The organism is Stenotrophomonas sp. STEN021 (assembly GCF_056760175.1).
Window position 1 is genome coordinate 37,346 of the sequence record NZ_JBRREH010000018.1, and the last position, 19,720, is coordinate 57,065.

The 19,720-nt window shown below is 62.3% G+C and carries 33 protein-coding genes, 3 tRNA genes and 1 pseudogene; 30 read left to right on the forward strand and 7 right to left on the reverse strand.

Annotated elements, in window-relative coordinates; all coding sequences use genetic code 11:
• Window positions 1–185: 185 nt before the first annotated feature.
• Window positions 186–326 carry a hypothetical protein gene (locus tag ACVOL0_RS05875; protein WP_481548298.1) on the forward strand — a complete coding sequence of 47 codons (141 nt, stop codon included), beginning with the start codon at window positions 186–188 and terminating at the stop codon, window positions 324–326.
• Window positions 327–332: 6 nt separating this feature from the next.
• On the opposite strand, the gene ACVOL0_RS05880 is transcribed toward ACVOL0_RS05875, so the two are convergent.
• Window positions 333–587, reverse strand: a complete 255-nt coding sequence (locus tag ACVOL0_RS05880) for a hypothetical protein (RefSeq protein ID WP_481548299.1) — start codon at window positions 585–587, stop codon at window positions 333–335.
• Window positions 588–634: 47 nt separating this feature from the next.
• Here ACVOL0_RS05880 and ACVOL0_RS05885 point away from each other — a divergent pair, with 47 nt between their 5' ends.
• On the forward strand, window positions 635–949 hold the full coding sequence (locus ACVOL0_RS05885) for a hypothetical protein (RefSeq protein ID WP_481548300.1): 315 nt from the start codon (window positions 635–637) through the stop codon (window positions 947–949).
• Here ACVOL0_RS05885 and ACVOL0_RS05890 read toward each other — a convergent pair.
• On the reverse strand, window positions 946–1,152 hold the full coding sequence (locus ACVOL0_RS05890; protein WP_481548301.1) for a hypothetical protein: 207 nt from the start codon (window positions 1,150–1,152) through the stop codon (window positions 946–948). The two genes, ACVOL0_RS05885 and ACVOL0_RS05890, sit on opposite strands and share 4 nt — an antisense overlap.
• A 121-nt stretch (window positions 1,153–1,273) precedes the next feature.
• Here ACVOL0_RS05890 and ACVOL0_RS05895 point away from each other — a divergent pair, with 121 nt between their 5' ends.
• From ACVOL0_RS05895 to ACVOL0_RS06015, 25 genes and pseudogenes are all read left to right on the forward strand, one after another.
• Entirely contained in the window at window positions 1,274–1,915 is a 642-nt protein-coding gene (locus ACVOL0_RS05895) for a S24 family peptidase (RefSeq protein WP_481548302.1), read from the forward strand.
• 21 nt (window positions 1,916–1,936) lie between these two features.
• Window positions 1,937–2,983 carry a hypothetical protein gene (locus ACVOL0_RS05900; protein WP_481548303.1) on the forward strand — a complete coding sequence of 349 codons (1,047 nt, stop codon included), beginning with the start codon at window positions 1,937–1,939 and terminating at the stop codon, window positions 2,981–2,983.
• A gap of 335 nt (window positions 2,984–3,318) precedes the next feature.
• The gene (locus tag ACVOL0_RS05905; RefSeq protein WP_481548304.1) at window positions 3,319–3,609 is read left to right on the forward strand and encodes a hypothetical protein; all 291 of its coding nucleotides are present in this window, start codon (window positions 3,319–3,321) and stop codon (window positions 3,607–3,609) included.
• A gap of 187 nt (window positions 3,610–3,796) precedes the next feature.
• On the forward strand, window positions 3,797–4,144 hold the full coding sequence (locus ACVOL0_RS05910; protein ID WP_481548305.1) for a hypothetical protein: 348 nt from the start codon (window positions 3,797–3,799) through the stop codon (window positions 4,142–4,144).
• The gene (locus ACVOL0_RS05915) at window positions 4,141–4,440 is read left to right on the forward strand and encodes a hypothetical protein (protein WP_481548306.1); all 300 of its coding nucleotides are present in this window, start codon (window positions 4,141–4,143) and stop codon (window positions 4,438–4,440) included. Before ACVOL0_RS05910 ends, ACVOL0_RS05915 begins: the two co-directional genes overlap by 4 nt.
• Window positions 4,437–4,763: a hypothetical protein gene (locus ACVOL0_RS05920; RefSeq protein ID WP_481548307.1), complete on the forward strand. Its 327-nt coding sequence runs from the start codon at window positions 4,437–4,439 to the stop codon at window positions 4,761–4,763. Before ACVOL0_RS05915 ends, ACVOL0_RS05920 begins: the two co-directional genes overlap by 4 nt.
• A complete protein-coding gene (locus ACVOL0_RS05925) occupies window positions 4,760–5,050 on the forward strand; it encodes a hypothetical protein (protein WP_481548308.1) in 291 nt (96 codons plus the stop codon). The genes ACVOL0_RS05920 and ACVOL0_RS05925 overlap by 4 nt, the downstream gene beginning before the upstream one ends.
• 121 nt (window positions 5,051–5,171) lie before the next feature.
• Window positions 5,172–5,459 (forward strand): hypothetical protein, encoded by a 288-nt coding sequence (locus tag ACVOL0_RS05930; RefSeq protein WP_481548309.1) that lies wholly within the window; start codon window positions 5,172–5,174, stop codon window positions 5,457–5,459.
• The gene (locus tag ACVOL0_RS05935; RefSeq protein WP_481548310.1) at window positions 5,456–5,578 is read left to right on the forward strand and encodes a hypothetical protein; all 123 of its coding nucleotides are present in this window, start codon (window positions 5,456–5,458) and stop codon (window positions 5,576–5,578) included. The genes ACVOL0_RS05930 and ACVOL0_RS05935 overlap by 4 nt, the downstream gene beginning before the upstream one ends.
• 139 nt (window positions 5,579–5,717) lie before the next feature.
• The gene (locus ACVOL0_RS05940) at window positions 5,718–5,954 is read left to right on the forward strand and encodes a hypothetical protein (protein ID WP_481548311.1); all 237 of its coding nucleotides are present in this window, start codon (window positions 5,718–5,720) and stop codon (window positions 5,952–5,954) included.
• Window positions 5,955–5,988: 34 nt separating this feature from the next.
• Entirely contained in the window at window positions 5,989–6,696 is a 708-nt protein-coding gene (locus ACVOL0_RS05945; protein ID WP_481548312.1) for a pentapeptide repeat-containing protein, read from the forward strand.
• Window positions 6,697–6,735: 39 nt separating this feature from the next.
• A complete protein-coding gene (locus ACVOL0_RS05950; protein ID WP_481548313.1) occupies window positions 6,736–7,257 on the forward strand; it encodes a hypothetical protein in 522 nt (173 codons plus the stop codon).
• A gap of 115 nt (window positions 7,258–7,372) precedes the next feature.
• On the forward strand, window positions 7,373–8,110 hold the full coding sequence (locus tag ACVOL0_RS05955) for a Gabija anti-defense Gad2 family protein (RefSeq protein WP_481548314.1): 738 nt from the start codon (window positions 7,373–7,375) through the stop codon (window positions 8,108–8,110).
• Window positions 8,111–8,214: 104 nt separating this feature from the next.
• On the forward strand, window positions 8,215–8,973 hold the full coding sequence (locus ACVOL0_RS05960; protein WP_481548315.1) for an ERF family protein: 759 nt from the start codon (window positions 8,215–8,217) through the stop codon (window positions 8,971–8,973).
• A gap of 2 nt (window positions 8,974–8,975) precedes the next feature.
• Window positions 8,976–9,587, forward strand: a complete 612-nt coding sequence (locus tag ACVOL0_RS05965; RefSeq protein WP_481548316.1) for a lambda exonuclease family protein — start codon at window positions 8,976–8,978, stop codon at window positions 9,585–9,587.
• On the forward strand, window positions 9,584–9,931 hold the full coding sequence (locus ACVOL0_RS05970) for a hypothetical protein (protein WP_481548331.1): 348 nt from the start codon (window positions 9,584–9,586) through the stop codon (window positions 9,929–9,931). Before ACVOL0_RS05965 ends, ACVOL0_RS05970 begins: the two co-directional genes overlap by 4 nt.
• Window positions 9,931–10,191 (forward strand): hypothetical protein, encoded by a 261-nt coding sequence (locus tag ACVOL0_RS05975; RefSeq protein ID WP_481548317.1) that lies wholly within the window; start codon window positions 9,931–9,933, stop codon window positions 10,189–10,191. Before ACVOL0_RS05970 ends, ACVOL0_RS05975 begins: the two co-directional genes overlap by 1 nt.
• A complete protein-coding gene (locus ACVOL0_RS05980; protein ID WP_481548318.1) occupies window positions 10,188–11,075 on the forward strand; it encodes a hypothetical protein in 888 nt (295 codons plus the stop codon). The genes ACVOL0_RS05975 and ACVOL0_RS05980 overlap by 4 nt, the downstream gene beginning before the upstream one ends.
• Before the next feature lie 35 nt (window positions 11,076–11,110).
• Window positions 11,111–11,320: a hypothetical protein gene (locus tag ACVOL0_RS05985; protein ID WP_481548319.1), complete on the forward strand. Its 210-nt coding sequence runs from the start codon at window positions 11,111–11,113 to the stop codon at window positions 11,318–11,320.
• Complete coding sequence (locus ACVOL0_RS05990) at window positions 11,310–12,026, forward strand: DNA-methyltransferase (RefSeq protein WP_481548320.1); 717 nt, start codon at window positions 11,310–11,312, stop codon at window positions 12,024–12,026. Before ACVOL0_RS05985 ends, ACVOL0_RS05990 begins: the two co-directional genes overlap by 11 nt.
• On the forward strand, window positions 12,023–12,484 hold the full coding sequence (locus ACVOL0_RS05995) for a hypothetical protein (protein ID WP_481548321.1): 462 nt from the start codon (window positions 12,023–12,025) through the stop codon (window positions 12,482–12,484). Before ACVOL0_RS05990 ends, ACVOL0_RS05995 begins: the two co-directional genes overlap by 4 nt.
• A gap of 213 nt (window positions 12,485–12,697) precedes the next feature.
• The gene (locus ACVOL0_RS06000; protein ID WP_481548322.1) at window positions 12,698–12,895 is read left to right on the forward strand and encodes a hypothetical protein; all 198 of its coding nucleotides are present in this window, start codon (window positions 12,698–12,700) and stop codon (window positions 12,893–12,895) included.
• A complete protein-coding gene (locus tag ACVOL0_RS06005) occupies window positions 12,892–13,080 on the forward strand; it encodes a hypothetical protein (RefSeq protein WP_481548323.1) in 189 nt (62 codons plus the stop codon). The genes ACVOL0_RS06000 and ACVOL0_RS06005 overlap by 4 nt, the downstream gene beginning before the upstream one ends.
• Window positions 13,067–13,231 (forward strand): annotated as a pseudogene (locus ACVOL0_RS06010) (helix-turn-helix domain-containing protein); the annotation flags it as partial. The gene ACVOL0_RS06005 and the pseudogene ACVOL0_RS06010, both read left to right, overlap by 14 nt.
• 23 nt (window positions 13,232–13,254) lie before the next feature.
• Entirely contained in the window at window positions 13,255–14,184 is a 930-nt protein-coding gene (locus tag ACVOL0_RS06015; protein ID WP_481548324.1) for a tyrosine-type recombinase/integrase, read from the forward strand.
• A 70-nt stretch (window positions 14,185–14,254) separates the two neighbouring features.
• Here the strand turns inward: ACVOL0_RS06015 and ACVOL0_RS06020 are convergent.
• The 3 genes from ACVOL0_RS06020 to ACVOL0_RS06030 all read right to left on the reverse strand — a co-directional run bounded on the left by ACVOL0_RS06020 (window position 14,255) and on the right by ACVOL0_RS06030 (window position 16,303).
• Window positions 14,255–14,341: transfer RNA gene (locus tag ACVOL0_RS06020), tRNA-Leu, on the reverse strand.
• An 81-nt stretch (window positions 14,342–14,422) separates the two neighbouring features.
• A complete protein-coding gene (gene hemN, locus ACVOL0_RS06025; protein ID WP_481548325.1) occupies window positions 14,423–15,835 on the reverse strand; it encodes an oxygen-independent coproporphyrinogen III oxidase in 1,413 nt (470 codons plus the stop codon).
• A gap of 84 nt (window positions 15,836–15,919) precedes the next feature.
• Window positions 15,920–16,303: a group III truncated hemoglobin gene (locus ACVOL0_RS06030; protein ID WP_481548326.1), complete on the reverse strand. Its 384-nt coding sequence runs from the start codon at window positions 16,301–16,303 to the stop codon at window positions 15,920–15,922.
• A gap of 180 nt (window positions 16,304–16,483) precedes the next feature.
• Between ACVOL0_RS06030 and ACVOL0_RS06035 the strand changes: the two genes are divergently transcribed.
• From ACVOL0_RS06035 to ACVOL0_RS06045, 3 genes are all read left to right on the forward strand, one after another.
• A complete protein-coding gene (locus tag ACVOL0_RS06035; protein ID WP_481548327.1) occupies window positions 16,484–16,771 on the forward strand; it encodes a hypothetical protein in 288 nt (95 codons plus the stop codon).
• Window positions 16,768–17,847: a 4Fe-4S dicluster domain-containing protein gene (locus ACVOL0_RS06040; protein ID WP_481548328.1), complete on the forward strand. Its 1,080-nt coding sequence runs from the start codon at window positions 16,768–16,770 to the stop codon at window positions 17,845–17,847. Before ACVOL0_RS06035 ends, ACVOL0_RS06040 begins: the two co-directional genes overlap by 4 nt.
• Window positions 17,848–17,999: 152 nt before the next feature.
• On the forward strand, window positions 18,000–19,199 hold the full coding sequence (locus tag ACVOL0_RS06045) for a leucine-rich repeat-containing protein kinase family protein (RefSeq protein ID WP_481548329.1): 1,200 nt from the start codon (window positions 18,000–18,002) through the stop codon (window positions 19,197–19,199).
• Between the two features lie 119 nt (window positions 19,200–19,318).
• On the opposite strand, the gene ACVOL0_RS06050 is transcribed toward ACVOL0_RS06045, so the two are convergent.
• Window positions 19,319–19,392: transfer RNA gene (locus ACVOL0_RS06050), tRNA-Cys, on the reverse strand.
• A 71-nt stretch (window positions 19,393–19,463) separates the two neighbouring features.
• Window positions 19,464–19,539 (reverse strand) — tRNA-Gly (locus ACVOL0_RS06055).
• Window positions 19,540–19,720: the final 181 nt, after the last annotated feature.

The following is a 19,720-nucleotide window of genomic DNA, read 5'->3' on the forward strand; positions in this document are numbered from 1 at the left end:
CTTCAGCGGATGTGCGGCCGGATCTACGTGATCAGCCGCCGTGGTGATCGGGTGAAAGCGCGACTTGTAGAGCCGCGAAAACGGGAGCGCCCCACCCTGCCCGGCGTCGTTGTGCCGTTCCCGGGGCGCTGAAATGGATATGATCGGCAGCGCGGAATTCACCGCGAAGTTCAAGGAATGTCGTAATGGCAAAGAACGAAAAGACCAGTCCCACCGTCGCATCGAAGGCGTCGGCGATCCTGAGCAACCCGAAAAGCACGCCGGCACAGAAATCGGTGGCAGGCTCAGCCCTGACGCAAGCGCCGAACAAGCCGAAGAAGAAGTAAGCCGCCTCACAGCAATTCCCTCAGCGACAAGAGGGCACGCCGAGGAATGGTTATCTCCCCGGCCCGCTGGGGGTCGGCTTCCGGCCCCCAGCTCCCTGCAATCGTCACCACATCCGTGGACACGGCCATGAGCAGCCCTGCCGATTTGCAGCGCAGCACGTCCGTCTCCGGTTCGCCACGAATCCAGCCGTGCGGCATCGTGGAGTCTTCCCACTCAGCCAAAACGATCTTCCCGACAAGGCGAGCATGCTTGCCGGCCATCTCAGGCCGCCTCCCCTTCGGGGGCTGGGGTCGAGTACGATTTGCCAATGAATTCAGAGCAAATGACATTGCTGCTGGTAAAGCGCCTCTCGGTGCTTGTGGACTGGCTGATCATTTGGAATCTCCACGCAGCCCTTTTGGGGCTTGCTCTGTGGTGGTGGCAGGTATCACCCCAAGACGCCGCAGGTGCGCTTCGACAACTTGCTCAATCTCAGAGCGCCGCTCTTCTTGGGCTTGCTGGGATATCTGGCGCAACAGTTCTTGGAATTTGGCTTCGTGGCTGCTTTCTGCTGACCAGAAAATTGACCACGCGCTTCGTATGGCAGCCCATACACGCACTGGTAGCGCGCGGCGGCGATTAAGCGGCATCTGCAGCCTCCTTCGCGGGGGCTGGGGTAAAAAGGTCGGGCCGCATGGCCTGAAGCTGCCACTGGCGAGCCTCCGGAATTGCTTTGTCTGCGGGCCACTGCCCAACCGCCCAGCGCCCAATCCCAAGCAGCGCAGCCAGTCCGGCATCCGTTTCAATCTTGAGGGCGGCTTTCACCGCAGCTTTGGTCATGTCCATGACCGCTGAGTCTAGTTATCTAGACTTTACTGTCAAGCGCTCTAGCCTGAATTCAGCCTATTTTTCTAGTTCTATGGACACTATGGCTGAACGCGTTAAGCGCGCCCTCGAACTTCGAGGAATGACCCCTTCCGACCTGATCGCCAAAAAGGTGCTCAGCAAGGCCGGCGTGTACTTCATCCTCGACGGCACCACAAAGGCCGACAAGATCCGCGCCACCACCATCGACAAGCTGAGTCGAGTCCTTGGAGTCAGCGGGGAATGGATTCAGTACGGCAAAGGTCCGATGGAGGTGCAGACCACCCATGCAGCCAATGACGACGACTATACGGACGTGATCGGCTACTCGCAGGCCGTTGGCCTTGGTGCTGCTGGATCGGAGGCTGTGGACTACGCCGAGACGCACAGCCTGAAGTTCAAGAAGTCCAGCCTACGCAGGCGCGGCATCTTGAACCGGCCGTTGGCCGTCTACTACGGCAAGGGCGACAGCATGGAGCCGGCCATCGAGGATGGCGACGCCATCCTGTTCGATACCAGCGACACACGCGTCGCAGACGGCGTGCTTTACGTCATCCAGGTGGATGGCATGGCCAACCCCGAGTACTACGTGAAGCGGGCCATGGTGCTTGATACAGGCGTGTACTTCGCCAGCGACAACCCAGCTGGCGACCACAACTGGAAGAAGCCGAAGGCTATGGACTCGAAGAAGCACCCGATCACGGTCGTTGGCCGTGTCCACTGGATAGGTGGTTGGGCTGATTAAACGGATTTACAGGGGGAATTAATGACAACGAACGTTGTAGTTGCCACTTATCACGGCGTGGTGCTCGGTTGCGATTCGCTTTCCAGTGCCGTTGAGCGGGCCTATTTCCCATTCCGAACACCAGACGCACTGGCACGCGATGCTGACGGAAACATGATGTTTGACGGAAGTGGGCGCCCACTACTTGTCTACTCGGATGAGAATTTTGTACTCACCCCCACCAACGTGATGGGCGGCGTCCAGAAGATGTTTGTCCTGTTCGAAGCTGGCGCGGAAGACGATATTGAATGCTCCGTGGCAGCTACAACTTCAGGACTGGGAACGCTAAACGGCGTGGTGATTGCCGAGATTGCTGCTAAATTCCGGCGGCACGCCAAAGCTTCTGGTAAGGCCTACGAAAACGCATTAGAGGTCATCGAAGACTTTGTGGCCTACGTGCGCCCACTCTGGGAGCTTGCAGTCGGTTTCTCGGAAGTTGATGAGCCGATGCGACGGTTCTTTAGCGATCTTCAGTTTCTTGTTTCTGGCTACGGCCCCAAGGACGAATATACGAAGGTTTTCCGGGTAAGCATCGCAAACGAGTTCATGTTCGAGCAGTTTCCAGGTTCGCCCCATTGCGGCGCATCATGGGCGGGGCAAGCGGACGCCATTGCGAGCCTGGTCAATGGCATTAGCCCAAACGCGGAAGGCGCCCTTAGCAGGGAAATCGCTACGGCATTGGAGCATCAAAGGGAGGCGGTGGTGCTTCAGGTGCTGGATCGCTTACGCCAACAGGGCGTGGATATTCCAGAGCCATTCGAAGCGCAAATCACCACGGAGGCCCCGACTGAGCTGCCCTGGCTTAGAGGTGCCCCTCCAATGGACTGGGCAAACCTCCCCGTTCAGTCGGCAGTGGATCTTGTATCAACACTGGTTAACGCTGAATCTGCTATACAGAAGTTCGCCATAGGGATTCCGACGGTTGGCGGCCGTACAAGAATTGGCCTCATGCGGCGTGGCATGCCTTTTGCTTTCTTGAATGAACCAGAAATCATCCACCACCATGTGGGATACAACCATGACGCGTAACCACCTCAACTGCCAAAGTGCGCCCTATGTAGCAGGTGTGCCGCACCGCATCATGGCACCCGAGGCCAATGGACAGGCTGGGAAGACCACGGTAGCGCAGCCTCCAAAGACCGTCTCTTTTCATCTACGCGTGAGCAATGGGAGCGTCACCCTGACCAAGGTGCCTCAGAAGAATCGCTGATCCTGATCAAGCGCACCTGACTAGCTGGCAACCAAGCCCCGCTCGAGCGGGGTTTTTCGTAGGGAAATCCCTACGCCGCGCAGCGGGGTGCGGCGATGGCTCCGGAGCCGGTGCGGCAGGACGATAGGGCATCCCATATCGTCGGCGGTGTCCTGTGACCTACTCTGCCATGCGCACAAAGTTCGATGCCCTGGCGCTCGATATCTTCGAGAACGGCCCAACCATGCTGCACGCTGAGCTGATCGCGCGCGTCCAAGAGCTATCCGGCCTTGCTCTGCAAACGATTGCTGCAGCCAAGGATCTTGAGGATTCGCAGAGTATCGCCAGCTCGATCTGCAGGGTCCTGCATCGCGCCTACAGCCTGGCCAGCGCCGCCGAGCAGGCAAGCCACCTGCGGCAGCGGTTCCCGCACAGCAAAATGTCGGAGCTGAGCGCCGGCTTCTGAGTCCAGTTCAGTCCGATCTCCTGACCCGCCGCCCGGCGGGTTTTTGTTGGGCGGGGTTGGGGCCTGAATCAAAACTAGACCGTTCAGAAAGAAATTGCCCGGCTTTTGTCTAGAGTGCTTGACTTGATAGTCTAGTTCGCTAGACTTACCCCGTCGGCCCACCCGGGCCATCCACGGGGCAAGGCTCATGGCTTTCCAGCTCTCCAGCGACCGCCAGCACTCAGCGGCTCGCCAGTACGACCACCAGGAAGACCCGGCGATCACCCGCCGCGAGGCTGCAGAAGCCGTCCAGACCGCCAAGGCTCCGCTGCTCGCCAGCCCTGCCCTGTTCTCGGAGCTGCTGGGCGACCTAACCACCTCTGATCACGAAGCCATGGCCGCCGCGCTGGATTCCGGCGACGCCATCGAGTTCGCCCGGCTGTTCACTGAGGCCCGCGAGAACTTCGCTGATGCGCTGATCGACAACCGCCTTGATGACCAGCCGTGGCTGTCGCGCGGTGCTGCTGCCGAGCAGCTGACGAGGATCTACGCATGAGCGCCAACAAGCACACGCCGATGGTTGTTGCTGCCGCTCGTGCGCTTTGCCGCCGAGACTCCGACCTCTGCAACGTGGACTTCGACGACAACTGGAAGCTCTACGGTGATGGCTTCTTGATGGACGCGCAGGTGGCGCTTGAATCTGTCGCCGCGCCGGAGCTGCTGGAGGCGCTGATCAGACTTGAAGCTGAGCTGGTTGAGGACAAGTACAGCGAAGAGTACGAGCCTTCTCCGTTCGAGAACTTGGCAGTCGCCCGCGCCGCCATCGCCAAAGCAACAGGGGGTGCGGCATGAGCGGGGTGAATGTGCTGGCGGTGATGGAATCCCATACCAGCGGAGCGTGGCATCACGAGCTTGAAACTCGCGGCTACCAATCGGCGGGGCTAGGCAAGATCACAACTGACGGCGAACAAGCCCGCGCAGCCGTCGCCGAGCTGATTGAGGCGCTCACGTCCGCTGTCGCCGTGATCGAAGACTACTTGGACTACGAGCACAACGGCGACCCATGGGTTGAGGATGCCCGGTTGATGGGGGAGATGGACATTAACGACTACAAGCGCGACGGCAGGCTTGATGCGGCCCGAACCGCCCTCTCCCGCGTGCGAGGTGCCGCATGAGCAGCAAACCGCATGTTTGCCCTGTTTGTGGCGATAAGCCGAAGCCTATGCGCCGCTGGCATGACAAGGAAAATCGCTCCTTCAACCATCTCAAGTGGCAGGTTGAGTGCAAGCGAGGTTGCGTTAGATCCATGGGCGGCTACAGGGCTGAGGCAGTGGCCCTCTACAACGCAGGCGTGGCGGACAAGCGTAATTCGCTCTCCGCGACCACTGAAGTGCCAAAGCCACGAATGACGCTCAAGCGATTCCTGAGGCTGATCTGGAATGGCGAAAGAGGCACCGCATGAAACCGCACCCGACCGAAACGCCGCGCTACTCGGAATGGATGACAGCCGGGTGGGTAATCGTCGCAGCAGCAATCGTTCTCTACGCGCCGCTGCGTCTTCTGCAACTTGCTGGGGGTTTGTGATGAACAAGGACAACGCTAAGGACTACCTGCCGCTGGTGCAGGCGCTGGCCGAGGGGAAGGTGATTCAGTCCTGCAACGGTGTTGGTGACTGGCGGGACATTAATGGCCGTGTAGATTTCCTGATGCCGCCTGCGAACTACCGCATCAAGCCCGAGCCGAAAGAGATTTGGGCTAACAGATACCCCGGTTGGCGTGAGGGTCCGGCGGAGTATTCATCAAGAAGTGAGGCGAAGCTTCGTGCGGGGAATGGGGCCGTGCAGGTCTGCTACCGCGAGGTCATCGAATGACCCCCAGCATCCCAACCGACGCCGACATAGCAGCAGTGGTGTTCCCGCCGATCAAGGCACCGGACCCGCTGGACTCGATCGAAGCATCCGAAGGCGTGTGCGCGCAGGAGGATGAGTAATGCAGCCGGAGAACAGGGCTTTCGTAATCGTCATTCTGGCGCTTCTCGGAGTCATCACTTCGCTGATCTGCGGATGGCCTGCGGCTCTCGCCGCTGTTGGCGGAATCGTTGCGGTAGCGCTTGCCAAAGGAGAGGGCGAATGATCCGCCTGCTCGTCTACACGACGGCGCTGTTCTTCTTCGCCGACATGCTCCGCAAGGCAGTGAAGGTGCGCGCCGACTCGCTGCTGCTCCCCATCGCCGCCGTGGTGCTGGTGTTCCTGGTGCTGGTCATCAAGCACACCCGCCGGCAGCTGCGCCGCCTTCGCCGCAAGAACGTCGACTTCGTCCGACCGCTCGGTGGCTTCCCGCCGCAGAGCAAGCGCGACATCCGCTGATTTTCCGCAGTACCCCGACCATCAAGGAATGACCGTGAAGATAGAGATCAAGAATCGCTGGACGGGCAACGTCCAGTACAGCTGCGAACTGTCGGCCGAAGTTGCTGGCCAGTCTTATGGCTTGCAGCTTGGGTTTGCCGTGAAGTCGGCAGTGGCTGGCGGTGCCGTCCTGCGCGGTGCCGTCCTGAGCGATGCCGACCTGCGCGATGCCGACCTGCGCGGTGCCGACCTGCGCGATGCCGTCCTGCGCGGTGCCGACCTGCGCGATGCCGTCCTGCGCGGTGCCGACCTGCGCGATGCCGTCCTGCGCGGTGCCGACCTGCGCGGTGCCGACCTGCGCGGTGCCGACCTGCGCGGTGCCGTCCTGCGCGGTGCCGACCTGAGCGATGCCGTCCTGAGCGATGCCGTCCTGAGCGATGCCGACGGCACTGCCTGCCCCGTCGTCATCCCGAACATTCATCAGGTTGTCTACGCCGCTGTTTCCGAACCCATGGCACTGGATATGGGTAGCTGGCACAGCTGCGACACCACGCATTGTCGCGCCGGCTGGGTCACACACCTGGCTGGCGCTGGCGGCCGCGCCCTGGAATATGCATTCGGCACCTCCGCTGCCGCAGCCCTGATCTACATGGCCAGTGATCCGAAGCTGGAGCGCATCCCGGACTTCTACTGCGGCAACAGCGAGGCGCTGGAAGACATGCGTCGTCTCGCCGAGGCAGAAGCGGCTGTAGCCCAAGAGTGATTTCCCGCCGGCGCGGCCGGCCTTACCGAGGCAGTACCCATGCTCCAGACCGACAAGGCCATCGCAAAGATTGCCTCCTTCAACCCTCGCGCTGAGAAGCACGGCGAGGACAACAAGCTGGCCGCCGATATCAAGGTGCGGATGAGCATCGGCAACAGCGTGCTGGACCAGTTCCACCCGGACCTGCGCGCAGCGCTGTACCGCAAGGCAGGGCCCGGCGAGCAGCAGGACCTGATCGATGGCGAGAACGGTCTGGTGGCGGTGAAGTTCCCGCGCATGGGCGCCCTTCGCTGGGATGAGGAATTCCCCGGCTACGAAGTGGCCATCCATAGCCTGCTCGGCCTGGTCGAGCCGCAGGAGCTGGTCGACGTGACCCTGAAGAAGTTCGCGTTTGAGCCCATCGAGGGCGGCAGCGTGGCGCTGACCTTCAGCATCGTGTTCCACCCCGACAAGTCCGAAGCCGGCGCCCTGTGCGCGCTGATCCAGGAAGAAGTCGAGCTGACCCTGACGCCGCCCAAAGCGCAGGCCCAGCAGCAGGAAGACCTGGCCGACGCGGCCTGATCCCCGAATCCGCCCGCCCATCCCCTCGGGCGGTACCGCGGCAACTGGCCTCCCCTCCAGTTCCGCACCCGCGCCGGCCGGGCAATGCCGGCACCTCATTCCCAAGGACAGACTCATGACCGCCCATGCTCCCGAACTGAAAAAGCTGCTGACTGCGGCCTCGCATTTCACCCCCGAAGGCGCCTTCATCGCCGGCGGCGCGCTCACCAGCGTATTCACCGGCCAGGCAATCAACGATGTCGATCTCTACTTCAAGACGCGGGAAGCATTCATCGAGGCTGTGCGGGCTGCCTACGACGATGGCCTATGGTGTGTTGCCGCTACCGATCGCGCGATCACCTTCACCCGCGGTAACGATGTAGTCCAGCTGATGCACTTCGATTTCTTCGAATCTGCGGAAGCGGTGTTTGATTCCTTCGATTTCACCGTTTGCATGGCGGCCTACGACATCGATACCGAAGCCTTCGCGTTCCACCCGGAGTTCTTCAAGCACGCCAGCCAGCGGCACCTCAGTTTCCACAGCGGTACCCGCTATCCCTTCGGCTCGCTGCTGCGGACGATCAAGTATCGCGAGCGCGGCTACAAGTTCGGCAAAGGTGACCTTCTGCGAATTGCCTTGTGCTGCCACCAGGTGCCGCTGGAATCGTGGGATGACCTTGCTGCAGCCATCGGCGGTCAGTACGGCGAGCGTGTCGCCCTCGACACCGATCAGCCCTTCTCGATCGCTGCTGCAATCGACCTTCTCGTCAACACCGAAGTGACCGTCCCCACTGCTCCCGAAGAAATGCCGGGCAGCGCGGATGAGTTGCTGGTGAAGGTTGGCGTGCTGCCGGGCAACGCGCTCGCGGCCTGACCCAGATAGCACCCCGCACGTAGGGCGCGATCGAGCCTCGTGTGGCCCCGGCGAAAACGGGGCACCTATTCCCACCGCGCCGGCACCGCCGGCAGGAGCTATCCGTGAACGCAGTAGCCACCACCCCGCAACAGGCAGCCGCCCAACAGCTGGCGCCGGTCACCGACGTTACCGCACCGGCATCGATGCTGGCCGTGATCGAGCGCGTGGCCACCGATCCGAACGCCGACATCGACAAGATGGAACGGCTGCTGCAGATGCACGAACGCATGCTGGACCGCGAAGCCGCTTCGGCCTATACCGCAGCGCTGGCCAGCATGCAGCCGCGCTTGCCGTCCATCAAGGAGCGCGGCGCGATCAAGGACCGCTCCGGCAACGTGCAGAGCACCTATGCGCTGTGGGAGGACATCAACGCCGCGATCAAGCCCGTGCTGCAGGAGTTCGGCTTCGCGCTTTCGTTCCGCACCTCTACCGGCCAGGGCATGGTCAAGGTCGTGGGTGTTCTGGCCCACAAGGGCGGCCACAGCGAGCAGACGGAAATCGAATTGCCCGCCGACACCAGCGGTTCGAAGAACGGCGTGCAGTCGGTCGGCTCCAGCGTCAGCTACGGCAAGCGTTACGCCGCCGGTGCGCTGCTGAACCTGACCACCCACGGCGAGGATGACGACGGCCTGCTGGGGGGTCAGAAGCTGGACGACAAGGCCGTGAACTGGATCGACGTGGCCAACGAGTTGGAGCATCCGGAGCAGTACCAGGCCAAGCGCGCCGAGCTGCTGAAGGACTACGGCGGCGCGGCCAATCTGCCCACCGACGTGCGCAACGCCTTCAACCGGGCCAAGGCCCGCGTCACGCCGAGGGATTGACCGTGCGCATCCTCGACATCGAGCAAGGCTCGCCAGAGTGGTACGCCGCGCGCCTGGGCATCCCGACCGCGAGCGAGTTCGGCAGCATCATCACCCCAAAAAAGGGCGAGTACGCAGCAGCGGCAGATACGTACATCAATCAGCTGATCGATGAGCTGATCCGCCCGCAGGCTGCAGAATCGTTCGGCGGCAACCGGCACACCCTGCGGGGCAAGGAGCTGGAGCCGGATGCTCGCGAGTACTACGCCTTCGAACAAGACGTGGTGCCGCAGCAGATCGGCTTCATCCTCAACGATGCCGGCACGCTCGGCTGCAGCCCGGACAGCCTGATCGGCGTCGACGGCGGCCTGGAGATCAAATGCCCTGACGGCCCCACGCACGTGAAATGGGTTCGCGCCGGCGGCATCCCCGACGAGCACAAGCCGCAGGTGCACGGCAGCCTGATCATCACCGGCCGTGCCTGGTGGGACTTTCTTTCGTACTGCCCCGGCTACGAGCCGCTGCTGGTGCGCGTCACGCCCGATGGCTTTACCGAGAAGTTGCAGGGCCACCTCGACCGGTTTGTGCGCGAGTACCACGCAGCGCGGGCCAAGTTTCTGCCGGAGGCCGCATGAGCGAGAAGAAGTTCATTGATGGCCTGATCGTCAAAGCGCCGCGCGACGGTGCGCCGGAATACCTGATTTGCAAGCTGTCGATCAAGCGCGAGGAACTGATCGCGTGGCTGCAGCAGCAGGACGGCGACTGGATCAACGCCGACGTGAAGATTTCACAGGGCGGAAAGTTCTACGCGCAGGTGGACGACTGGAAGCCGGACAGTCAGCGAGGCGGTGGCCACGGTGGTCGACGCGGCGGCCAGGAACAGCGCCAGCGCCAGGCACCACCGGCTCAGCAAGCGCCGCCGCCGATGGATGACTTCGCAGACGACGACATCCCTTTCATTCGCTGGGGTAACCGCTGATGAGCCGCAACCGATTCACCCGCCGCGCGCCAAAGCGCAATCAGGGCTTGAGCTGGGGCCGGTTTCCGACCGACGACGGCTCGGCCGTCGTCTACCGCATCTTCCGCCGCGATCACACCAGCCGGCTGCACTTCGTTGAGCACAAGTTCTTTGTTGAAACCAACCCGTCCGACATCGCCCGCACCCTGCGCCAGGCCAAGCGCCAGCTGCGCGACCGCGTGGACGAGATCGACCTGGAAGCTATGGAGGAAGCAGCATGAGCAACTACACCGCAGCAGACATGAGGACCGCAGCGGCAAGCGGGCATCGCGACGGCTATCAGGCTGGGTACGCGGATGCGGTGAAGGCGGTTGAGGTTGGCAAGCCCGCCGCAGCGCAGGAGGCGGTGGCGTATCTCGACATCGGTGCCGGCGGTTATCTTGACCTCGGCAGCAACCTTCCCGAAGTGCAGCTTTTGGCGTTGCCGAAGGGCCGCCACGCGCTGGGGATCATTGGCACCTATGGCATTGACGGCTATGCACCCGCCCCCGTCGCCGCAGCGCCGGTTGTGGACGTGGCAATCCTGCGCGCACTGGCTGATCGCTTGGCGACTGACCGCAGCTACACCGGTAGCCCCGTCGATGACATTCGTGCGCTGATCGAGCAGCCGACGATTAGCACCCCCGCATCGTCGGCTAATAGCGCCGTCCTGACGAACCCGTACACCGGCCAGCCGCGCGACTACCGCGACGTGGAATCCGATCCTGCCGGAACGCTGATCGTTGAGCCGGGTAAGCCGCTGGAAGCAGCAAGCACCCCCGCAGCGCCGGGGATCGACCTTGCGCAGTTCCGCGAGGCTGTCGAGTTTCAGCGCAATCACTATTCGGCATTTGCTGGCTACACCAATCATCCCAAGTACGCGCGCATTGTCGCCAAGTGCGACCGCCTGCTCGCCCTGATCGACGCCAGCCCCAAGGGCGGCAGCACTGATGCAAAGGATGCTGCGCGCTATCGACACTTGCGGAAATTGACGCCTTATCGATTCAAGAAAATGCAAGACGCAGCAGCAACGGACGCTGGAGATGTTGTGTACTTCCACGCCGACAGGTTCGATGCAGCACTGGATTCGGACATGCAGGCCACCAGCGCCGAGGTGGGGTCGTGAGTCGGCCGCTGATTCAGGGGTGGAGTGCGCCCCCTATGGCAGAGCAGTTCCCTGATCTTCCAAAGGCAGTAACTACTCGTCTGGACGCAATCAATATCGCCATCGTGGAAATGTACGTGGATGACCTTCTGACCGATGCCCAAGTCCGCGCGATCCGAGGGAAGAAGTTCCCGGCCCTAGTTGAGCGCGAGCTTCTGAAGGTGAAGCCCACCAGCCACGGCGCGGAGGTGTCTGATGCGCGTTGAGACCATCGGCAACGCCACGCTGTATCTCGGCGACTGCCGGGAAATACTTCCGACGCTGCCGAAAGTGGACGCGTTAATTACCGATCCTCCCTACGCGATTAGGAACAACTTCGGGGCGCAGAACAAGCTAGACGGAAAGCGGACTCTCCAGTTCTCGTGGGATGGTGCGGGAACCCGTGATGAGACCATTGAGGCCATTGCAGTGGCCGGTGAGCTTGCACAGGCTTTCTTTGTTTTTTGTGGGGCTTCTCAGGTTAGCTTCTTTGAACTTGCACTTGAGGGCCGGTTCACTGTGAAGCCTGCCGTGTGGATAAAGGCTTGCCATCCCCCAGCGATGCCGGGGAACTGGTGGCCCAGCGGTTTTGAGTTTGCTCTATATGGCTACCGTGCAGGCGCTCCATTTAGCGACAGCGACCCAAAGCGCAGGAATGTCTTCTACTCAGATACCTACTGTGCAGGCATTCGCGCAGACGAGAAGGTAGATCACCCAACGCAAAAATGGCTGCCACTTATGGCTGAGATAGTGGCAGCTATTGTTCCTACGGGCGGCGTCTGCCTTGATGCTTTCATGGGCTCTGGTAGCACAGGCGTTGCGTGCATGGACCTTGGCAGGGGATTTATCGGCATCGAGCGCGAACCGAAATATTTCGACATTGCCTGCCGCCGCATCGAGGACGCGCAGAGACAGGGGAGACTGATCGCATGACTGATGACCAGCAGCGCGCCAGGGAGTTGCTGGCGATGTGTTTGGACGAATGGGGCTTCCCGACCGAGGCTAGCAACGTCCGTGATGGGGAGGACCTGGAAAGCTACGAGTGCGATCTAAGGTTGCTGCAGCAACTGCGCGTATTTGGGTTGCTGCGATACCCGAACGAGACCGCCGCCCTGCGCGCCGCGCCGGAGTGGCAGCCAATCGAGACTGCGCCGGAGGGCAGGCTGGTGGTCGTCGGCTGGTTGGACGCGGAAGACTCGCACTACCCAGAGAACTACGAGTTCGACTATCTGGAGGCTGGGCTCTGGGCGAAGCACGAGGATTGCATTGAGCATGCTCACGCAGTCGCGCCGTCCGGCAGCCAGATGCCGAAGGAACAGCCGCCGTACCAATGGTGGCTCGATCTGCCTGCGTTCCCCGCCGCCCGCCCGCAGGGGGTGAAGGATGCATAAGACCTGCACCAAATGCGTCCGCTCCCTGCCGCTGCAGCAGTTCAACCGCGCGGGGAAGCAAGGGCGGTCCAGCGTGTGCGTGCCGTGCACCAACGACATGCGCCGGTTGCGTGTGCCGCTGCCCGACCAGGCGCCTGACATCGAGCAGGTCCGCATCAACAACGCCGCTGCCTTGTGGTTCGGGCCTGTGCGGCCGCAGCCGAGGTATGCGGTATGAGCACCACGGAAGCAATCGACCACATCGCCATCGGCCACGACCTCGCGCGCAAGACCGGCGTGAACCTGGACAAGGCCCGGCCGAAGACCCGCCGCATGTGGGAGGCGCGCGGCTTGGCTGTAATCGCCCTCGCCCGCGGCGATCTGGACGAGGCCACCAAGATCATGGCGCCGTTCGTGAGGAAGCGCCGATGAGCGCCCCGCAGCTATTCCCCAAGCCGGCCAAGCGCATGAAGCAGCCGCCCAAGGACTTCCTGCGCGAGCAGCTTGCCGCGGCCGCAAACGAGATCATCCGGCTCCGCGCCCAGGAGCTAGCCAACGAAGACCGTATCAAGAGCGCCCGCGCGGCGCTGGAAGGAGAAGCCCATGAGCACGGCTGAGAGGTTGCTGACGCTGTCCCAGGCGGCGGAGAGCTCGGGAGTGTCGACCAAGACGCTCAGACGAGCCATCGATGCCGGCGAGCTGGACGCCTCCCGACTGGGGACCAGCGCAAAATCTGATCGTATTCACCCCATCGACCTGAAAATCTGGTGGGCAAAAAGGAAGCTAAGTACATGCCAGTCACCAAGCGTGCCAACGGCCACTATCAAGTCACCGTCTGCTACGGCGGACGAACGTATCGCAAGACTTCTCGGCACTGGAGCCACGCGGACGCGAAAGCCTACGAGCGAAAGTGGCTCGCCTCCGTCAAAGACGTTGCGGCTGGTCGTGAGCCGGAGCGCCTGATCGCCGATGCGCTGGAGAAGTGGTTGCTAGATCACGTGCCGCGCCTGCGGTCAGCGACGAAGACCAAGGCGCACTGCCGGGCGCTGCTTCCCTACATTGCAGGCAGGAAGCTATCCGAGGTTTCGCAGGTGTGGGCGGAGATCAAGGCCGCCGAAATGGACAAGGCGCCGGCAACCGTCAACCACAAGGGCCGAATCCTGCGCCAGATCACGCGCATGGCGTGGCGAGAATGGGGTTGGGTGGAGCGCCCGGCCGCAATCACCCTGCTGCCAGAGAAGGCGCGAGAGGCGTTCCTGACCTCTGCGCAGGTGGAAGCTCTGGCACAGGCCTGCCCCAACCCGCTGGCCGGCGACTATGTGCGCCTGGCCGCATACACCGGCATTCGACGTGGCCACCTGCTCCGCCTGACCAAGCATGAAGTGCAGAACGGCTTTATCCGGCTCGATCGCAGCAGTAAGACATCCACCCTGCAAATGGTGCCGCTGCACCCCAAGGTGCTGGAGATCGCAAAGAGGCTGCCGCTGCCGATCACCGAGGATGGCGTGCGCAGTTCGTGGGAGGCTGCACGTGCGGCGCTGGGAATGGAATCGGTGCGCTGGCACGATCTGCGCCATTCGTGTGCGTCATGGTTGGTGCAGGCTGGCGTTCCGCTGCACACTGTCGCCGAGATCCTGGGCCACACGTCGACTGCCATGACACGGCGCTATGCGCACCTTGCGCCAGAACACCTGGCTGATGCGATGGCGAAATTGGCGTGAGCTGCACAAAAACTGCACAGCCAGTTTTGCGGTAGTGGCAGCACAAATGGCCGAAACCCTTGTGCTGCAATGGTGCCCGGAGCCGGAATCGAACCGGCAAGGCCTTGCGGCCGGCGGATTTTAAGTCCGATGCGTCTACCAGTTTCGCCATCCGGGCATCGCAATAGCGTGCCTGATTGCGGCCCAATTGTGAATCACGAAGATTGGCGGCGGCGCTGAAGCCGCCGTCAGCACGGCCTCAACCGATCGCCCGCGAGTAGCGCGCTGGCTGCTGCGCAGCCTTCAGATAGCGGTCAAAACACATCGCGATCAGGCGCAGCAAGGGCCGGCCCTGCTCGGTGGCTGCGACCACGCCATCGTTGTAACTGGCCAGACCGTCGTCCTGCAGATGGCGCAGGGCAATCAGCTCCTCGGCGAAGTAGATGTCGAAGTCCACGTCATGCCGCCGCGCCAGCGCACGGCCATCCACGCTGCCGTGGCACATCAATTGCTGGATCAGCTCCGCGCGCAGCATGTCGTCGCCATCCAGCTCCAGCCCGCGCCACACCGGCACGCCACCTTCGGCAATCTTCGCCTCCCAATCCTTGAGATCGCGCGGATTCTGGCTGTAGCTGCTGTCGATATGACTGATCGCACTGACCCCCAGCCCCAGCAGGTCGCTGTCAGCGTGGGTGGTATAGCCCATGAAGTTGCGATGCAGGCTGCCTGCACGCTGCGCGCGCGACAGGTCTTCTTCCGGCAACGCGAAATGATCCATGCCGATGTACTGATAACCTGCCGCCGACAGGCGCTCCACCGCCAGCCCCAGCAGCGCGAGCTTCTGCTCCGGATCGGGAAGGTCGTGGTCCAGTATCTGCCGTTGCGCCTTGAACATATGCGGAAGGTGCGCATAGCCGTAGATTGCCAGCCTATCCGGGCGCGCGGCTATCACCGTATCCAGCGTGCGGCCAAACCCGGCAAGCGTCTGCAGCGGCAAACCATAGATCAGGTCCACGTTGACCGAACGCATGCCGTTGTCGCGACAGGCCTGGATGATGGCCATCGTCTCATCCACCTCCTGCACACGGTTGATCGCCTGCTGCACCTGCGGATCAAAGTCCTGGATGCCGAGGCTTGCACGATTGAAGCCCAGCTCCGCCAGCACACCGATGTCGCCGACATTGACCGAGCGCGGGTCCAGTTCAATCGAAAAATCGCGCGCACTGCTCTGGCTGAAATTGAACAGCTTTTCCAGCCCGCCGACCAGTCGACGCAGCTGGTCGGGCGCCAGGAAGTTGGGCGTGCCACCGCCCAGGTGCAGCTGCACCACCTCGCGCTCGCGTGCAAACAGCGGTGCCAACCAATCTGCCTCCATCAGCAGCTGATCGACATAGCGTTCGCCCTTGCTGCGATCGCGGCTGATGACGCGATTGCAGCCGCAGTAGAAACACGGGCTGCTGCAGTACGGCACATGCACATACAGCGACATCGGCCGACCGACCGCATTGCTGCGCGCTACCGCCGCACAGAACTGCGCCTGGCCGTAGCCGTCGTGGAAATGCGGTGCGGTTGGATAGGAGGTATAGCGCGGCCCCGGCCGGTCATGCCGACGCAGCAGGTCCGCATCGAAGGTCCAGCCCAGGGCATTTGAGGTCGGCGGCGGTATGTTCATGCTGCCAGCTTGCCGCTGCACGGACGCACTCGCCTTGAGCTGGATCAATTCACCCAAGCCTGAACAGGGCCGCTCGCCCGCCGTTCAGAGTATCGGGAACGACGGGGCGTGATAGCGCCGCCAGATCGAGCCAGCAACCCGCTGCGCCGCCTCATCGGCCAAGGCCTGCATCGCCGGGTTGCCCAGCTCCGCCGTGGTTTGCGCAAACAGCGCCAGCCAACGTTCGAACATCGGCCATTCCAGCCCGGGAATGGCCAGGTGCTTGGGCATGGGCGCCCCATTGAAGCGCGAGGTTCCACGCAGCAGGGCCGACCAGAAATCAACCAGTTGCTGCAGATGCTCTTCCCAATCATGCACCCGCGCTTCGAATATCGGCCCCAGCACCGCGTCCTCGCGCACCCGCGCGTAGAAGCGCCGCACCAGCAGCTCTACCTCTTCCTCACTACAGACATCCGGCCCAGCCCGCATTGCCCACCTCCTGTACTTGCACCAAAACCCACTACGCCAGGTGCTGCCCTGCTTGATCAGGATCAACGACGCCGGCCCGCACAGCCCCTAGCCTTGCACACTGGGTTACCAGCTGGCGCTCAACAACAGCGCTGACATCCCGATTCTATTCCTTCGCCAAGAGGCCCCCAGGAATCCACAATGACCACGCCTGCCGACCCCAGCACCCGTCGCCCACTCCCCCTGATCCAACGCCTCGGTGCCGTGGTGTGGCCCAGTTTCTTTACTGCGGCGGTGATGTCAGCCTTGTTTTTCGCGTTCATTGACCCGCTGGACCTGCAGCAGATCAGCTTCCCGGCGCACGTGATCAGCCGCGAAGTGGGGTATTCGCTGGGCTTCTTCATGTTCTGGGCCGGCACCTTGTGCGCGTGCGGCGTCACCTCCCTGCTATTGCGCCCCGCAGGCGAGCAGGAGGAAGTCTTCGAATGAAGCCTGTGCGCAGCATCGACGACGCCGGTGCAGACAGCATCCGCAGGCGCGACAGGTTCCGCCAGCTCACCAGCCTGGTGATGCTGGCGGCGTTCTACGGCCTGCCCTGGTTGCACTGGGGCGGCAAATCCTGGTTGCTGCTCGACATTGATGCACGCCAGTTCCAGGTCACCGGCATCTCGATGCAACCGGAGCAGTCACTACCCCTGCTCTGGCTTGCCCTGGCCGCACTGGCCCTGCTCTGCCTTGCCACCAGCCTCTACGGGCGCCTCTGGTGCACGTATGCCTGCCCGCAGACGGTGTTGACCCGCCTGTTCCGCAGATTGACCCACCTGACTGACTTCAAAGGCAGCGCGAAGCCACTGGGGGCACCACTTCGACACGCACTGTGGGCGGCGATCTCGCTGTGGACCGGTATCAGCTTTGTGGGCTATTTCACGCCTATCGCAGAGCTCGCACACGGCGCACTTACACTTGCACTCAGCGGCTGGGAGTTCTTCTGGATCAGCTTCTACGGCCTGGCAACCTGGGCAAACGTGGTGTTTCTGCACGAACAGGTCTGCAGCTATCTCTGCCCTTACAGCCGCGTACAACCACTGATTGCCGATGCACGTACACCCTGCATCCAATACAACGCACCGCGCGGTGAACCACGTGGCGAACGTGGCCAAGGCAACGCCAGCGTGCTGCACCGCGCTCGCGGCCTGCTGGATGCAACCACTGCGGCCGACTATGTGTTCCGCGCCGCCCACCCGACCATTGCCGGCGCCATGCCCAAATTCAACCCGGCCCATCTGGGCGACTGCACCGATTGCGGCGCCTGCGTTGCCGCCTGTCCGATTGGACTGGATATCCGCAACGGTCGCTCCAGCAGCTGCATCGAATGCGGCAACTGCATGGACGCCTGTGACGATGCCATGGCCGCCAAACACTACCCACTGGACCTGATCCATCGCGCCCGCCCGGCTTGCGAACAAGGCACCAGCGCCTCCAGGTGGCGGATCAAGCCATTGGTGTTTGCCGGCCTGATGCTGCTGTGCATCGGCTTGGCGGTGTTCACAGCCGCGAGTATCTAGCAAGGCATGGATTGCAGGATCGGCGTCAGCCGCGAAGCTGGGCTTGCCGAAACTCCAGGCGTATGTGCCATCTGAGGATCTATCTGCCTCGCGGCTGACGCCGCTCCCACAAAAGCGTCGTGCCGAAGGCGGCTTCGTTACACTCACCGGGCATGCATACCCTTGAAGATCTCAAAAGCGGCGCCCTTGCCGGCGCCAGCGCTGTTCGACTGGTCAACCTGGGCCTGGCCGAATTCCCGCAGGCGCTGTTTGCCCTGGCCGAGACGCTGGAAGTGCTGGACCTCTCCGGCAACCAACTCACCTCCTTGCCTGATGACCTGCGGCGACTGCACAAGCTGCGCATCCTGTTCTGCTCCAACAACCCGTTTACGCAACTGCCTGTCGCACTTGGCGGCTGCGAGCAGCTCGAGATGGTCGGCTTCAAGGCCTGCGCGATTGCGCAGGTGTCCGAACATAGCCTGCCTACACGGCTGCGCTGGCTGATCCTCACCGACAACCAGCTTCGTGAGTTGCCGGCAGCGCTTGGCCAACGGCCACGACTGCAGAAGTTGATGCTTTCCTGCAACCAGCTCACTGCCCTGCCCGATCTCAGTGATTGCACGGCACTGGAGCTGCTGCGGATTGCCAGCAATCACTTCGAGGAAGTGCCAGCGACATTGCTCGCGCTGCCGAGCCTGGCGTGGCCGGCTCTGGCTGGCAATCCGCCGACAGCAGTTGCCGAACATGCTGCGCTGGCGGATGCGCACCACCATGCCATCCGCTACGACGAGCTCGACATCGGCGAGCTGCTGGGAGAAGGCGCCAGCGGCCACATTCATCGCGCCACACGCAGGCACAACGGCGAAGCGATTGCCGTCAAAGTATTCAAGGCGGCGTTCACCAGCGATGGCACGCCGCAGTCGGAGCTCGCCGCAGGCTTGGCTGCAACCGGCCACCCGAACCTGCTTGCACCACTGGCGGTGGTTGAAGGCCATCCGGAAGGCCGCTTGGCAGTGGCGATGCCCTTGCTCCCACCGGCTTACGTCAATCTGGCCGGCCCGCCCAGCCTTGCCAGCTGCACACGCGATGTCTATGCAGCGAACACGCGCTTTACGCCTGCCATTGCCGAACGCCTGCTTGGCTGCATCCGTGCAGCGCTCATCCACCTGCATTCGCAGGGCGTGCTGCATGGCGACCTGTATGCCCACAACATCCTGTGGAATCCGGCTACCGGCGAAGCAGTATTGAGCGACTTCGGCGCAGCAATGTTGAGCAGCAGCCTGCCACCAGCAGATCGCGCACATCTGCAGGCAGTCGAGTGGCGTGCGTTCGCGCACCTTGAAGATGAGATCACCGCACGCACTGACAACTGACTGCAGGTCTTGAGTGTCAACCGCACCTTTTGCACTCGCGAACCCGGGGTCGCGCGGATCAATGAAAAATCGCAGAAAACAAAAAAGCCCTGATTTCTCAGGGCTTTCTGCTTACTACTTGGAGGCCTGGGTCGGAATCGAACCGGCGTACGCGGATTTGCAATCCGCTGCATAACCACTCTGCTACCAGGCCAAACAATTGCACCGCCGAAGCACTAACCGCCTCGACATGAAAAGACCCCGCTGCCGGGGCCCTTTCCAATCTGGAGCGGGAAACGAGACTCGAACTCGCGACCTCAACCTTGGCAAGGTTGCGCTCTACCAACTGAGCTATTCCCGCGGTGTGGGGCGAATGATACAGACTTCGGCAGGAGCGCGCCAGCGCTTTTTAACAATTCCTTTCACATAGGCTGCCTGACTGTCTGCACTGGATCTGCAATCCCTATAGTGCTGAGCCATGCTCGGCAGGGGCTTCACCAGTAAAGCCAGCCGGTAGTGCCGAGCCATGCTCGGCAAGGGGC

What these genes read in the sequence shown, in the direction of transcription:
- ACVOL0_RS05910 (WP_481548305.1), top strand. Translation starts at nt 3,797, where the DNA reads ATGGCTTTCCAGCTCTCCAGCGACCGCCAGCACTCAGCGGCTCGCCAG.
- ACVOL0_RS05920 (WP_481548307.1), top strand. Translation starts at nt 4,437, where the DNA reads ATGAGCGGGGTGAATGTGCTGGCGGTGATGGAATCCCATACCAGCGGA.
- ACVOL0_RS05895 (WP_481548302.1), top strand. Translation starts at nt 1,274, where the DNA reads ATGACCCCTTCCGACCTGATCGCCAAAAAGGTGCTCAGCAAGGCCGGC.
- hemN (WP_481548325.1), bottom strand. Translation starts at nt 15,835, where the DNA reads ATGAACATACCGCCGCCGACCTCAAATGCCCTGGGCTGGACCTTCGAT.
- ACVOL0_RS06040 (WP_481548328.1), top strand. Translation starts at nt 16,768, where the DNA reads ATGAAGCCTGTGCGCAGCATCGACGACGCCGGTGCAGACAGCATCCGC.
- ACVOL0_RS05980 (WP_481548318.1), top strand. Translation starts at nt 10,188, where the DNA reads ATGAGCAACTACACCGCAGCAGACATGAGGACCGCAGCGGCAAGCGGG.
- ACVOL0_RS05875 (WP_481548298.1), top strand. Translation starts at nt 186, where the DNA reads ATGGCAAAGAACGAAAAGACCAGTCCCACCGTCGCATCGAAGGCGTCG.
- ACVOL0_RS05900 (WP_481548303.1), top strand. Translation starts at nt 1,937, where the DNA reads ATGACAACGAACGTTGTAGTTGCCACTTATCACGGCGTGGTGCTCGGT.
- ACVOL0_RS05935 (WP_481548310.1), top strand. Translation starts at nt 5,456, where the DNA reads ATGACCCCCAGCATCCCAACCGACGCCGACATAGCAGCAGTGGTGTTC.
- ACVOL0_RS05940 (WP_481548311.1), top strand. Translation starts at nt 5,718, where the DNA reads ATGATCCGCCTGCTCGTCTACACGACGGCGCTGTTCTTCTTCGCCGAC.
- ACVOL0_RS05930 (WP_481548309.1), top strand. Translation starts at nt 5,172, where the DNA reads ATGAACAAGGACAACGCTAAGGACTACCTGCCGCTGGTGCAGGCGCTG.
- ACVOL0_RS05970 (WP_481548331.1), top strand. Translation starts at nt 9,584, where the DNA reads ATGAGCGAGAAGAAGTTCATTGATGGCCTGATCGTCAAAGCGCCGCGC.
- ACVOL0_RS06035 (WP_481548327.1), top strand. Translation starts at nt 16,484, where the DNA reads ATGACCACGCCTGCCGACCCCAGCACCCGTCGCCCACTCCCCCTGATC.
- ACVOL0_RS06005 (WP_481548323.1), top strand. Translation starts at nt 12,892, where the DNA reads ATGAGCGCCCCGCAGCTATTCCCCAAGCCGGCCAAGCGCATGAAGCAG.
- ACVOL0_RS05915 (WP_481548306.1), top strand. Translation starts at nt 4,141, where the DNA reads ATGAGCGCCAACAAGCACACGCCGATGGTTGTTGCTGCCGCTCGTGCG.
- ACVOL0_RS05880 (WP_481548299.1), bottom strand. Translation starts at nt 587, where the DNA reads ATGGCCGGCAAGCATGCTCGCCTTGTCGGGAAGATCGTTTTGGCTGAG.
- ACVOL0_RS05990 (WP_481548320.1), top strand. Translation starts at nt 11,310, where the DNA reads ATGCGCGTTGAGACCATCGGCAACGCCACGCTGTATCTCGGCGACTGC.
- ACVOL0_RS05975 (WP_481548317.1), top strand. Translation starts at nt 9,931, where the DNA reads ATGAGCCGCAACCGATTCACCCGCCGCGCGCCAAAGCGCAATCAGGGC.
- ACVOL0_RS05885 (WP_481548300.1), top strand. Translation starts at nt 635, where the DNA reads ATGAATTCAGAGCAAATGACATTGCTGCTGGTAAAGCGCCTCTCGGTG.
- ACVOL0_RS05950 (WP_481548313.1), top strand. Translation starts at nt 6,736, where the DNA reads ATGCTCCAGACCGACAAGGCCATCGCAAAGATTGCCTCCTTCAACCCT.
- ACVOL0_RS05955 (WP_481548314.1), top strand. Translation starts at nt 7,373, where the DNA reads ATGACCGCCCATGCTCCCGAACTGAAAAAGCTGCTGACTGCGGCCTCG.
- ACVOL0_RS05995 (WP_481548321.1), top strand. Translation starts at nt 12,023, where the DNA reads ATGACTGATGACCAGCAGCGCGCCAGGGAGTTGCTGGCGATGTGTTTG.
- ACVOL0_RS05925 (WP_481548308.1), top strand. Translation starts at nt 4,760, where the DNA reads ATGAGCAGCAAACCGCATGTTTGCCCTGTTTGTGGCGATAAGCCGAAG.
- ACVOL0_RS06045 (WP_481548329.1), top strand. Translation starts at nt 18,000, where the DNA reads ATGCATACCCTTGAAGATCTCAAAAGCGGCGCCCTTGCCGGCGCCAGC.
- ACVOL0_RS06000 (WP_481548322.1), top strand. Translation starts at nt 12,698, where the DNA reads ATGAGCACCACGGAAGCAATCGACCACATCGCCATCGGCCACGACCTC.
- ACVOL0_RS06015 (WP_481548324.1), top strand. Translation starts at nt 13,255, where the DNA reads ATGCCAGTCACCAAGCGTGCCAACGGCCACTATCAAGTCACCGTCTGC.
- ACVOL0_RS05890 (WP_481548301.1), bottom strand. Translation starts at nt 1,152, where the DNA reads ATGGACATGACCAAAGCTGCGGTGAAAGCCGCCCTCAAGATTGAAACG.
- ACVOL0_RS06030 (WP_481548326.1), bottom strand. Translation starts at nt 16,303, where the DNA reads ATGCGGGCTGGGCCGGATGTCTGTAGTGAGGAAGAGGTAGAGCTGCTG.
- ACVOL0_RS05985 (WP_481548319.1), top strand. Translation starts at nt 11,111, where the DNA reads ATGGCAGAGCAGTTCCCTGATCTTCCAAAGGCAGTAACTACTCGTCTG.